Consider the following 11,624-nt stretch of genomic DNA (forward strand, 5'->3'; position numbering starts at 1 on the left):
CGAAAGAAAACAACAGGCGACGCAAAAGGAGAGCCCCGTGGGGGGGTGGAAAGAGGTGGGGGGGGGGCAGATCCCCCCCTTTCCCCCCCACCCCACATTGGCCGGAGTACGGGCTTGCTGTTACCGAGGACGTGCCGGGACGGCGTTCATTGTTTTGGCGGCAGCAGCGGCTCGCGGACGGGCGACGCGGCGGTGCGCGATCACCCGCCACAGCACGCTGAGGCCGCCCCCGATGAACAGGACACCGCCGAGCCGCGGATCATCCCAGCCGAGATCGTGAAACTTTGCGAACGACAGTGCACAAGGCAGCGCGAGCGCATGCGCGACAACGCACTCGCGTCTGCTGAGCCAGCCCGGTGCAGTCGCGTGCCGTCGCGACCGGCGATCGCCGAGAAACCCGACGAGCATGCCGATCGCGGCGTAGATCGGGAGGCGCACCGCGTCGACGGCCGTGGGTGCGGCGACGAGCGCGACGGTGCCTAACGGCGCAGCCGTGACATAAAGGCCGAAGGCACCGGAGAGGGATAGTTCGCGTGCCGACAGCCCAGGAGCGATTCGAGCCATCACTTCAGGGTAGGGCGAGATTTCGCCCCTGTTGGGGGAGATTCGCCGCCGGGGAAGCGGGGTTCGCGGTCGGCTCGATGCACGTCGCCTCGCCGCGACGCCCGCTGACAGACGCGGGTCGGCGCGGCACGTTCGATCGCGGTGGATTGGACCCGAAACGGGTCGACGGCGGGACGGACGCACCTGCGATCCGGGCATGGCGCACCTCCCTCGGTCGGCGGGCGTACGAGAAAAACCGGGGGTGGGAGCGGCGTCGCCGCTCCCACCCCCGCCGGTGGCGTCGGGGCCAGATCAGAACGGCGGAGCGTCAGAACCAGCACCCGCGCCGGCGAACTCGTCGGCGGAAGCGGGAGCGTCGCTCCAGGGGTCGGACTCCGCAGGGCGGGCAGAGGTCGTGCGGGTGGCTTTGGCGACCTTCGCGGTGGCGTAGCGGAGCGAGGGGCCGATGTCGTCGACGGTGAGTTCGATGACCGTGCGGTTCTCGCCTTCGCGGGTCTCGAAGGTGCGCTGGCGCAGCCGACCCTGGGCGATTACCCCGGCTCCCCGCTTCAGCGACTCCGCGATGTGTTCGGCGAGGTGCTTCCAGGCCGTGCAACGCATGAACAGTGCCTCGCTGTCTTCCCACTCGCTGGTCTGCTTGTTGAAGGTGCGGGGCGTCGACGCGATGGTGAAGTTCGCGACGGATGTGCCGTTCGCGGTGAACCGCAGATCGGGGTCGGCGGTGAGGTTGCCGATGATGGTGATGACAGTGTCGCCGGCCATGGCGTCCTCCTGTGAGGGTGGATGGTGTGGAACGCGATGTGCCTGGAGCGCGCCCCGGGCGGGGCCGGTACGACGCGGACCGGCTCGTCCGGCCGGGGTGGACCGGCTGTACGGAACGGGATGTTGCTGGCGGGTTGCACAGCCGGTTCGCCCGGGCGGCCGGGACCGGGGCTCCGCGGCGTTCACAGCTCCGCGCGGGGGTGTGCTGGGCTGGGTGCGGTCCACACCTGCCGCTCGCCGAGGGCGCGGCCGGTGCGCGGTCAGGTCATTGGCGCTTCACCAGGAAGGACGTTTCTGCCGGGTGGGGCTGATCAGAGTGCCGTCCGGTCCTGTGACCCGGCCTCCTGGGTGACTTCGGAATGCCGGGAGGGAGCCGATGCGGCTTGCCCGGATAAGTGAGCGTTGGTCAGCTGCTCGGAGCGGGAAGGTGCGCGCCGAGGTATCCGACGCATACGCATGCTGCGGCGGTATCGACGGCGTCGAGCACATGCAGGCGCGTACGGAGCTGTCTGCCCGACTCGTACGTGTGCGAGATACAGGGCCGTTCCGGAAAGATCGACCTCAAGCGGTGCCGACCGGCGGCGATGTCTGAGGAAGCGCTCGTTGTTCAGGACGGTTTCGGATTCGGTTGGTGCGTACTGGGTGCGGGCGATCTTGCTGTCGGTCGCGGCGGAGTCGGGGTAGGTGACGAAAGTCCGGACGGGCGTGCCGCCGTCCGTGCGGGCGGCGATCTTGGCGGAGGCGTAGCCGGAGAACGCGCGCAGCGCCCGCCAGGTCGAAGCCAGCCAGTCGCGCCGGGCCGGCAATTTCTTGGCGTCGTCAAGCAGATCGGGTGCCAGCCACAGGCGAGGGAGCTGGGAAGCGGCGGCGATCAGGTCGTGCCAGGTCCGGAAGGCGGGCTCGGCGGGCGTGTCCGGCTGGATGGCCGCGGAGGCGGGTTCGGCGGGTTGCCGGGCAGGCCGGTGCCGTTGCTCCAGCTGGTCGCGTGCGTGTTGCAGCTCGGTGGTCAGGTCGGCGATGACGGCGTTCGCGTCAGCCAGGGGCTGCTGGTGGTGGTCGAGTCGGCGCTGGAGGGCCTGCAGGTGGTCCGGGCTGCCGACGCGGCTGGCTTCGGCTCGGTAGCGCAGCACGGCCTGGATGAGTCTGCGGCGGGAGGCGTTGGCGCGTGCGGTCGAGGCTTCGAACTGCAGGTGCTGGGTGCGGGCGGTGATGAGTTGCGCGCGCAGGCCTTCGGTTGTGGTGCGTTCGGCGTGCAGGTCGCGCCGGGCATCCCGGAGTTGGCCGGTGAGGGCGGACAGGCGTCGTTGGAGGGTTTGGCGAGCGTGGTATTCCAGGCGTGGGCAGTTCGACGAGTCGTCGGAGGGCCAGTAGGTCTCCAGATGCCCTGGGACGAGCGGCTCCCCGGGCGCGTGCGAGTTGTCGGCGGCCAGGTTCCAGCCCAATGCCCTCCGTGTGCCGCGCTTCGGCTTGTGCCGGATGTGCCGTGCTGATGACTGGGGCAGCACGGTGAGGTCGGCTCCGTCCGCACCTGCGTATAGGCAGCAGCTCACTGCGAGGTCAACCAGTGTTCGCAGCTAGGGGCCGCGTTCGGCGGTGCTGACCGAGTCTGCGTCGGTCGCCTCGAATTGTGCCAGGCCGTTGTCGACCATGCTGTCGATGGTCAATGACGCGGTGGGGTCGATGTGGGTGGGGATTGCGTCGAAATCGCCGCCGGGCAGCCGGGTCGAGAACCACAAGCCCACCGCGGTCCGGGCAGGATCGTGGATCGAGCACAGGGAGGTGTCCGGACGGCGTCCGTGGACCAGGAAGCCCAGCAGGCGACCGGTCTCGTCGCCGGGCAGCGCTATCGAGGGTGGGTCGGCGAAGACGACCAGCGGGTCCGGATCGGGCAGCCGTTGCCACACTGGTCCGGCACCTCGTCGGAAGTCATTCCGGAGACGGCGGCGACAAGATCCGGGTGGACAGCGTAAGTGATGCGGGCGCTGTCCCAGCGGTGGAATACCGCGGCCTGATGGATCTCCCCGCTGGCCTGTGCCCGACGCGCCGGATCCCAGGCAGGGCCGTCGAAGCTCAACACGGTCCGTCTGTCGGCGACGCTCGCGAGCCACTTTCGGCGGCCGTTGCCGATGATCCGGTTGCGCGGGCCCATGCCTACGCTGACGACCTGCTCGATGATCTTGCGAGCCCGCGTTTCCAGCACCAGCCGACACTATCGACGGCCCCGATTCCCGATTGGGTGAACCGGCTTCTGCCGCCGGCACGGGCATGGCCCGCGCACGCTGGAGTCCGCAGACCTGGCCAGGCATCGCGGTTCGCCCTGGTGTTCGACGGTATGTAATGTCGCTGGACTGCACGAGCGGAATGGGCCCTGCGGACAGACCTCCGTCAGGAAGCGCGAACCGGTCGTGGGCGTGCCCCTTCGGTGTTTTTCGACTTTCGGCACGCCGGACCGGAGCCAACTCAATTTGCCGAAATTACACGTGGTCCGCCACGCCGGGTGCATGCCAACTGTACGGACGAGGAACACGACGTTTGTTATGCGGCAACAGCTACCGGCGCGTTGTCGGGTGCGCCCGGCGTACCGGCCGCACCCGACACCAAGAATTCAGTTCGTCGCGTCGCGTTCAAGCGAACGACGTTCCTCACGTGCGATGGCTGTAATCGCATCGGCCGGAACCGCCGTGTTCGGTGCCAAGGTCGCCAAGCGGACCGCGTCGGACAGGTCTGAGGGCGGGTCGATGGAGACGGCAGCGGTCCTTGCCGCGTTGATGTTGCCCTGGGCGAGTTCGCCGAACGCGACAACCCCGGCGAGATAGGTCGCGCACTCGATCGGAGCGACTCGCAGCAGATGGCGGAACAACGCAACTCCTGCGCGCTCGAGGCGGCTCCCGGCTGGCGGGAGGAGGGCCGCGTCGCGGACCCGCGGCGAACTCATGCCGGCTATCAGGTCGGCGAGTTCTTCGTCGGTGGTGGGACGACGGCCGCTTGCCCACGCTGCGACCGCGGCGTCGATCTGGCGGAGCCGGGCTTGCAGCGCCTGCCGCTCGCCGAGGCGATTGCGTTCGGCCTCGATCTGGAGGACTTTCTCTGCTGCCAGCTTGCGCCATTTCGGACGGGGATCGGTCTCCGTGCCGAAGGTCCTGGTGACCGCGGTGGCGCAGTCACGCGCAGAACGGAAGAAGCCGGAGAACCCGTCGCCGGGAGCGTAAGGGTCGGTTCCTCGGTTGACGCGGTAAGCGATGAGGTCGGCGAGCGGAGTGGGAGGTTGAACAGACTCGGCGGCCAGCGATGCGTACAGGTACTCACCGATCAGGCAATGCGCGGCGGCGAGTGCGGTGCCGATCTCCGGGCGCAGCTCTGGCGTCGCGAGGCGGTAGAGGTGCAGCAGCAGGTTGAGCCGTTCGAGTTCCGGTTCCGAACTGCTTGCTGGCACGACACACGCGTCGCGGAACAGCGGTGAGCAGAAGCTGGCAATCAGGTGCGCGACCTGTTCGCGGTCGTGGGGAAGCAAGCCTTCTCCGGATGCTGCGACAGCGCTGTCGAAGGCGGCAAGCTTGTCGGCGAGCGGCCGCGGCGCGTCTTTCATCCGCTCCATGACCTGCCGTGTCGCTGCGCCGACGGGCTCTCGTTCGGCAGGGGATGCGGGCGCGAACAAGTCCTCGATCGCCTCGCGGCTCACCTGGATGGCGAACCCGTTCGCCACAGCGGCGACCGCGACGGGTGAAGTGGCCGGGTCGGGCAGTAGGCCTCCGCAGTCCGGCAAAGGGCAGTAGCAGCGATACCGGACGCCTTCGCGGAACTCCGGCAGGAAGTAGACTGCCCTGACCGTGTGGCCGACGGCGGTGATCGAGGATGTGAGGGTCTCGATTTCCTCGCGCCACGGCAGGTCGGCACCGAACTCGTCCTGTTTGGACACGGCGATTGCCACAACACCTCCGGCGGGCTGGGTACGCAGCGGGTTGGTGACAATATCGCTGCAGGCGTCCGGGTCGTCGACAAAGCGACTGAGGTCGAGCCTCATCGTGAGCCCGACGCGTTCGCGACCGTCGTCGCGGGGCTTCAGATGAATGACGATGAGCGACTCCTCGGGGTAAAACCCGCACACTGCCGGGACGGACGCGAGGAACTTGGCGACGGCATTTGGGGAGGGCATCGTTTTCCTCCAGGGAAATGGTTTTGGCCTGTGGCCGGTGCCGGGTCAAGTCCGGCTCGGCAGGCCGCGTTGGGCGTCGATCGCTGGACGAGGTCGTCGGAGCGCGCCCGCTCGGGCCCGGATCCGCTGGGCGATGGGACCGTGTGGACGGGGCCGGGCCCGGGCGGGTGTGCTGAGATCTCCGGTGCGGCGATCAGCGGCCAGCGGAGTGGCTAGACGACGCGCGTCGTCACCGAACAAGGATCACGCGGGGCAGTTGGCGGCCGTACGCGATTCCGTCGCGGATCGCGGTGGTCAATTCGTTCCAGGTGAAGTCGTCGACGCCAAGGTGTCGACGTGCCGCGTCGACGAGGTGCTGGGTGATGGCGGTGTCGCTGATCCAGCCGTTGGCCGCGAGTTGGCCGAGCGACCTTGCGGCAGCAAGCACTGCGTCGTGGCGTCCGCCGACCTCGGCAGTGCGCACCCGCTGCGTCTCGCCGGCCACCGCCGCGTGGACGTACGCGGCAACGCGCGCGTCCGCGGGGTCGGGTATGCGCTGTCGCGGGACGGGCATCGGTGTTGGCGGTGCGAGCCGTTCGGCGAGCCACTCCGGGAGCGGCGCGACCGGCAGATCTCGGATCACCGTGTAGGCCACCGGCGTGCCGTCGAGGTCGAGGAGCGATCCGGGCGCGACGACGAGCCCGCCGTGGCCGCGGGTGTCCACGCCTCGTCCCAATCCGCGCTTCGCAGTTCCGACCGAGTTGCGGAGGAGATGTCCGGGTGGCTGCCGGAAGAAACGGTGCTCGTTTCCTCGGCCGCCTGGTGTCGCGACTGTGAACGTCTCGACCGGATCGGGCTGGCCGAGCTGGGAGGAGAGGTCGGCCAGGACCTGGCGTCCGTGCGGGACCGACTGGGATTGTCGGCCGCGCGGTGCGTCGAGATCGAGGATGAGAAGGTCGGAAGGGCCGCAGGCGACGCCGACGTTGTCGGCGGGATGGCGGCGCCACCAGCCGACGATGGCGGCGATGTCGGAGGTGGCCCACTTCTGCCAGCCTTCGACCGCCGGAGTCTTGCGTCCGGCTCTGAGGGGGAGCACGGCCCAACCCTGCTCGACGCACCAGAGTGCGGAGGCCAGGAATCGCCGGGGACCGCTGATCGTGGTGAAGGGCACGCCTGGTCGGTCGGTCGAGGTCAGTTGAATTCGTGAATGGTGCATGTCCGGCTCCCGTGGGGAAGCGAGGCCGCGGAACGCGGGGGCGGGTGAGTGCTCCGCCCCCGCGCTGCTAGACGAGATCAGTCGTGGTCGGCTGTCTGTTCGTCAGCGGGCTCACCCGGGTCGTCGAGGATGTCTTCGTCGGCGGGCTCGTCGAGAAGCTGAGTGACAGCGTCGGTCTCGTCGTCCGGTGTAAGGACTTTCAGCTCGATGTCGGACAACGTGTGACCGAAGTCCTGGATCATCTGAAGGTATTTCTGCTGCAGCTGCGTCGGCTTGCGCCAGGGGCTGCGGTCGCGCTGAAGCGCCTCTTCGTGGGCGGCAAGGGTGAGGAACGCGTCGAAGACCGTCGCCTGCTTGGCGCTCAGCCGCGCCGCGTAAGCCGCGAGGTCGTCCTGCCCGAGCAAGGCCCGTGCCAGAGTGTGGCTGCGTTCCATCGCACGGACCACCGGCTTGTCCCCGTTTGCTTTCTGGATCGCGAGCCAGTTCTGCAGACCGGTCGGGACCTGGCGACGACTCGCGAAGGACTTCAGCCAGTCCAGTCGCTTGGGTTTCGCGGCGTCCCACAGTTTGTTGCTCTCCCGGACCCAGCGGTTACGCGCACGATTCCACTGCGCCGAGGCATCCTGGTGACCGGTATCGGGCGACGCCGTGTCGTTGTCAGCGCGCCCGTCCGGCGCCCAGCGGAGAGCATGCCCGTGCGCGCGGAAGTCGCGGCACGCGTAGCGGGCAATCATGACGTATCCGATGCCACGCGGATCTTCTTCGTCGTTGCGCAGATACCTGAGTCCCACCCGCGCGCAGTGCCCCGGGCAGGAGGCATGCTCCTCCTCCGTGAGTTCGCTCCCGCGGGCTGTGTCCGCGTCCGGGCGCAGGTCGGCCAGCGGCAGTGCGGATTCGTCGCTGGCGTCGGTGAGGACAGGAATGCCCGCTGCGTCGAGTTCGGCGGTGACGGCATCAGCGAGCTCCTGCCGGATCTCGGCTTCCCGGAGGTCGTTGCGGAACTTCTGCGCCAGCATCTCGAAGTTCCTCGGCCGCTCGTTGGCCGTGACGATCAGTTCCTTCGCCTGGTCGGTCATCCCTTGCTGGTCGAACCACGCGATTTCGGCGAGCTGGGGGAGGGCAAGTCCGTAGCGGTCACCGGCCTTGGTAGCCAGCTCGCTGGCCCCCGCTTCGAGCGTTTCCTGCACCGTCTTGCGCTGCTGGCCGCGTCGCCGGGCGATCTTGGTCGGCGACAAGCCCAGTTCGAGAAGGTACTGGTACGCCTGAGTATTCTCCTGGTGCGTGAGCGGCTCGCGGTGGTCGTTCTCGTCGAGTTGCTCGAGGACACGGTCGATTTCACGATCTTGCTCGTCGCCCCGCGGCGGCAGGTGCATCCAGACCGGCACGGTCGTACCCGCTTCGCGCGCGTGCAGCACGCGCCGCTGGCCGGAGCGGACGATGATCGTGCCGTCCATCAACCGGTAGCCGTTCGCTGCGGTAGTGACGCCGGCCTGGCGGTAATTGCGCACCGTTGCCGCACGGGTTTTCACCTCGGTCGACCGCACGTTGTTTTCCAGCACGATCTCGTTCGGGTCGGCGTGCACGATGGTGTCGACTTCGTGGCCCCACTGGGATTTCCACGCCGCGAGTTCTTCCGCTGAAGCGGGACCGGCGGCCGTGGGCTGTGCCGATTCGGGCTCCGCAGAGCTCTCGGCAGGTTCGGCGAGTTCGGTGGTAGTCATTCATTCTCCTTGAGAAGGGATTGCGGCACCGTCCGCGGCGGGCGGCGCGGGTGTCCCGGCGGGACGCACGGGGCCGAGCGCAGCCGCGGGCGCGGGCCGGACCGTGCTCGCCCAACCGCGTGGAACCCTCCGGAGCGCGTCTCCGTACGAGGAGAGGAGGCGGGTTCCACGCGGTTTGGTGCGGGGGGACACGGTCCGGCGCGGGTCTAGAGCGGCTGCGCTAACGTGCGAAGTCCCGTCGGGACGACCGAGACGTCGACCGCGTTACGGCGTCGTAGTGAACGGGATCTTTTCGTCCGTGCGCGTCGCAGCGGTCGAGAAGAGAGCGCACTCGCACTCGTCGGCTGGCAATGCGCACTCCCCGCAGAGAGGAATTGCCCAGATGCGGGGACACCAGCGCGCACAGGAACCGGGAAGAGAGGCGCACTCGACGCAGCTGCCGCAGACCGCGCAAATCCCGTCCGGATCAGCGGTGTCCAAGCTCTCGCATGCGATGCACACACCGCTGTACCCGCTGCGAGCGGAGTAAACGAGAGGCTGGAAGTCCGAATTGGAGTACCAGATGCCGTCGTACCAGATCCCGGCGTTCTCGTTGAACAGGTAGGACTGCTTGGCGTACTGCGGGGCGACGGTGAGAACGACGACTTTGTTCCACGGTCCAAGCCAGCATTCGAGAGCTAGCCGAATGCCCTCGTCGTCGAATTGCGCGGGGATCGACTTGCCGAGGCAGTCCTCTGCGAGGACCCGGGTGTCGGACTTCGCCTGACGACGGCCGGGTTGGACACTCGCCGGCAGGATTCCGTTGTGTGCCAGCACGGTGTCGGGCCGACTGTTGACCTCGAACGGATGGATGTTTGCCTCCGAGGTCTTTCCGTGGGTGCGGAACCGGCTGTGGAACAACGCGGGGCCGCTCGGGTGCTCGTGGCGGAGGCGAGTGAACTTCTCGAGCGATTCCTCGAAATCGAAGGACTTTCCGACGACGATGCCGTGCGCGGTGGCAACGGCGTAGCCGTGGCCGTGCGGGTTCAGTTCGGCTCCGTTGGCCAGCGCCGCCGCGTCAGGCAGTGCTCCCTCCGGAAAGTAGGTCAGCATGCACATGCGAGCGCCTCGCATTCGCGCGAGAGGGCGTCGTACTCCGGGCGGGCACCGGCCCAGGAAAGGAAGGCGTCCCAAGACCAGCCGCTGTCGCGGAGGATGGCTCCGAGAGTCAGCTGCTGGGTGTAGCGGACGCTGGCATCCGCGAACGCGAGCGCGGCTTGCACCTCCTGCGGTTTGACGCTGCTCGCGAACATGCGCAGTTCGAACGTGTCGACGTTCTGCACATTGATCGCCGAGTAGCGAGGCCGCTCACGGTCGCCCTTGCAGATTTCCTTGACGTCAGCGCGTTCGGTCCGGGAGAACTGAGCCCAGCTCGAGTCGCGCCGACGGGCGAGCTGCTGTACCTCCGCGGCGTTTCGGTAGATGAACTTCATCCACCGAAAGACGTGGCTGGAGCCGGTAAACGCCTCGCGGCTGACGTGGACGTGGAGACCGGCGTCGGTCCCGTGACAGCCGCGGCCCGCCAGTTCCTCAAGCAGCCGCCAGGGAAAGTTCTCCTGCGCCCAGGCCAGCGACATCGGGTGGGTGACAAGCTCGAACCCGACCGTGATCGAGCCGTCTTCTTTGAGATACGCCAGATCCCCGAGTCGGTCTTCGCACAGCCGACAGAGCTCTATGTCATGGTCGGGAGTGTTGATCTCCAACTCCATGCCGAGAAACAGCGGGCCGGTACCGCGGAACTCCAGCTGTGGCCGGTAGTCGGAGGAATAGACATGCTCGTCCCAGCAATCCTGCTGGTCTAGGCACTGGCCGCACCTGGCACGGCCGTGCACGAGATACGTACAGTCGATGCACTCGTGGTACCCGGATGCTGCGGCGCAGTCTTCGCAGAGCTCCTCGCCGTCTTCCTCGACGACGAGCAATGTGCGGAAAATGCGGCTACAGTCTTCACATTGGCGATAACGCAAGTACACGCAGTTGTCGCAGACGAGTTCGTCGTCGACATTGGTGTGAGCGAGCTCAGGGACGACCTCGTGATTGCAATGGACGCAAAAGTCCTCGTCTTGGCTTGTGGTAGCCAATCGTGACTCCTCGGGCGCGAGCCACCTTCCATCCGCTCGTCATCTGCGCGGCGGCGGCAGGAGGCGTGGGCCGGCGGTTGCCGGCGGCCCACGGGCGTGGGCCGCGTCCCGATGAGCGCGGACGGTGGGCAGCGGGCCTCGTTGCCCCGCCGACGAATGGTTGGGAGGAGCCCGCTGCGCGCCGCCCGCGCTACCGTTGGTGCGGCCTACGTCAGTTGGCATCGCGGTGCGTGATCTCAACCTGCTCATGCTCGCCGCCGGAGACATAAAGAGACCCCCGGTGTCAGAAAAGACGCCGGGGGTCGTCCACCCCGCCCGGAGGTGGTTGGAGCCCGGCCGCCGTGCTCAGGGAGGAACAGGCACGGTGGCCGGGAGTTTCAGCTGACGGAGTCGTCGTGGCAGGTCCCGCAAATGCAAAGCGGATAGGCGGAGGTGACCTTGCCGAGCCGGTGGAGGATCGCCAGGTTCAAGATCCGTTCCTGCTCGTCGCCCACCACGCCGAGCGCGCCGAGGATGAGCGCGACTATCAGCGGGCTAGGAGTGCGCTGTCCCTGTTCCCACCCGGGGATGAGGCCCGGAGAGACGCCGATTCGCCGGGCAAGCTCGCGGACGCCCCACTTCCGGGACTTGCGGGCACCGCGAAGTGCGCTGCCCAGCATCTCCGGCAGCAGATTCGGCTGTGGCGCCGGGTTGCGGGTGCTCACTCGTCGTTTCCTGCTCTTCGGTCTCGTCGGTGATGACTTCGCCGGTGTCGGGGTCCGTGACGATTTCGGTGCCGTCATGCTGGATCCAGTGGCCCATCACGGCCTCCCTGACTTGGTCTGCGTGCGTAAGCCCGGATGATTCGGCGGGATCTCGTAGCCGAAGCGCTGGCGGTGCAGTACGTCGCAGGCTGGGCACTGCGTCGGCACGCAGTGACGGGTTCGTTCGGACAGCGGCACAAACCCGGCCGGTGCCGTGGCGCCGCACAGCATCCTGATTTCTTCCCCCGGAACGGGGATCTCCGCCAGGCTGGCCAGATGCCACACGCCGTCGATTACGGGACGTATTCCCGCTGGGTCGATGTAGATCAGCGCGGCGGTCATGGCAGCAACGCTAAAACCGATCAG

At 67.6% G+C, this 11,624-nt stretch carries 11 protein-coding genes; all 11 read right to left on the bottom strand.

All coding sequences use genetic code 11. The features are described from left to right. Positions 1 to 120: 120 nt before the first annotated feature. The 11 genes from ACZ7SW_RS35630 to ACZ7SW_RS35680 all read right to left on the bottom strand — a co-directional run bounded on the left by ACZ7SW_RS35630 (position 121) and on the right by ACZ7SW_RS35680 (position 11,600). On the bottom strand, positions 121 to 564 hold the full coding sequence (locus ACZ7SW_RS35630; RefSeq protein ID WP_470234765.1) for a hypothetical protein: 444 nt from the start codon (positions 562 to 564) through the stop codon (positions 121 to 123). 291 nt (positions 565 to 855) lie between these two features. Beyond that, on the bottom strand, positions 856 to 1,326 hold the full coding sequence (locus ACZ7SW_RS35635) for a single-stranded DNA-binding protein (protein WP_470234766.1): 471 nt from the start codon (positions 1,324 to 1,326) through the stop codon (positions 856 to 858). Between the two features lie 311 nt (positions 1,327 to 1,637). Beyond that, the gene (locus ACZ7SW_RS35640) at positions 1,638 to 2,768 is read right to left on the bottom strand and encodes a zinc ribbon domain-containing protein (RefSeq protein WP_470234767.1); all 1,131 of its coding nucleotides are present in this window, start codon (positions 2,766 to 2,768) and stop codon (positions 1,638 to 1,640) included. Positions 2,769 to 2,900: 132 nt separating this feature from the next. After that, on the bottom strand, positions 2,901 to 3,230 hold the full coding sequence (locus ACZ7SW_RS35645) for a hypothetical protein (RefSeq protein ID WP_470234768.1): 330 nt from the start codon (positions 3,228 to 3,230) through the stop codon (positions 2,901 to 2,903). A gap of 701 nt (positions 3,231 to 3,931) precedes the next feature. Continuing rightward, positions 3,932 to 5,479: a DUF4192 domain-containing protein gene (locus tag ACZ7SW_RS35650; RefSeq protein WP_470234769.1), complete on the bottom strand. Its 1,548-nt coding sequence runs from the start codon at positions 5,477 to 5,479 to the stop codon at positions 3,932 to 3,934. A 229-nt stretch (positions 5,480 to 5,708) separates the two neighbouring features. Next, on the bottom strand, positions 5,709 to 6,674 hold the full coding sequence (locus tag ACZ7SW_RS35655; RefSeq protein WP_470234770.1) for a bifunctional DNA primase/polymerase: 966 nt from the start codon (positions 6,672 to 6,674) through the stop codon (positions 5,709 to 5,711). Positions 6,675 to 6,751: 77 nt separating this feature from the next. Beyond that, positions 6,752 to 8,395 (bottom strand): ParB/RepB/Spo0J family partition protein, encoded by a 1,644-nt coding sequence (locus tag ACZ7SW_RS35660; protein WP_470234771.1) that lies wholly within the window; start codon positions 8,393 to 8,395, stop codon positions 6,752 to 6,754. Between the two features lie 264 nt (positions 8,396 to 8,659). Continuing rightward, a complete protein-coding gene (locus tag ACZ7SW_RS35665; protein ID WP_470234772.1) occupies positions 8,660 to 9,493 on the bottom strand; it encodes a hypothetical protein in 834 nt (277 codons plus the stop codon). After that, positions 9,481 to 10,515 (bottom strand): hypothetical protein, encoded by a 1,035-nt coding sequence (locus tag ACZ7SW_RS35670; RefSeq protein WP_470234773.1) that lies wholly within the window; start codon positions 10,513 to 10,515, stop codon positions 9,481 to 9,483. The genes ACZ7SW_RS35665 and ACZ7SW_RS35670 overlap by 13 nt, the downstream gene beginning before the upstream one ends. A 377-nt stretch (positions 10,516 to 10,892) precedes the next feature. Beyond that, a complete protein-coding gene (locus ACZ7SW_RS35675) occupies positions 10,893 to 11,219 on the bottom strand; it encodes a helix-turn-helix domain-containing protein (protein ID WP_470234774.1) in 327 nt (108 codons plus the stop codon). 96 nt (positions 11,220 to 11,315) lie between these two features. Next, positions 11,316 to 11,600: a hypothetical protein gene (locus ACZ7SW_RS35680; RefSeq protein ID WP_470234775.1), complete on the bottom strand. Its 285-nt coding sequence runs from the start codon at positions 11,598 to 11,600 to the stop codon at positions 11,316 to 11,318. Positions 11,601 to 11,624 lie beyond the last annotated feature (24 nt).

This window comes from Amycolatopsis sp. NPDC114484, from assembly GCF_055633755.1.

Excerpts from the sequence above, each read along its gene's own strand:
- ACZ7SW_RS35680 (WP_470234775.1), bottom strand. The coding sequence starts at position 11,600 with ATGACCGCCGCGCTGATCTACATCGACCCAGCGGGAATACGTCCCGTA.
- ACZ7SW_RS35635 (WP_470234766.1), bottom strand. The coding sequence starts at position 1,326 with ATGGCCGGCGACACTGTCATCACCATCATCGGCAACCTCACCGCCGAC.
- ACZ7SW_RS35650 (WP_470234769.1), bottom strand. The coding sequence starts at position 5,479 with ATGCCCTCCCCAAATGCCGTCGCCAAGTTCCTCGCGTCCGTCCCGGCA.
- ACZ7SW_RS35665 (WP_470234772.1), bottom strand. The coding sequence starts at position 9,493 with ATGTGCATGCTGACCTACTTTCCGGAGGGAGCACTGCCTGACGCGGCG.
- ACZ7SW_RS35655 (WP_470234770.1), bottom strand. The coding sequence starts at position 6,674 with ATGCACCATTCACGAATTCAACTGACCTCGACCGACCGACCAGGCGTG.
- ACZ7SW_RS35630 (WP_470234765.1), bottom strand. The coding sequence starts at position 564 with ATGGCTCGAATCGCTCCTGGGCTGTCGGCACGCGAACTATCCCTCTCC.
- ACZ7SW_RS35660 (WP_470234771.1), bottom strand. The coding sequence starts at position 8,395 with ATGACTACCACCGAACTCGCCGAACCTGCCGAGAGCTCTGCGGAGCCC.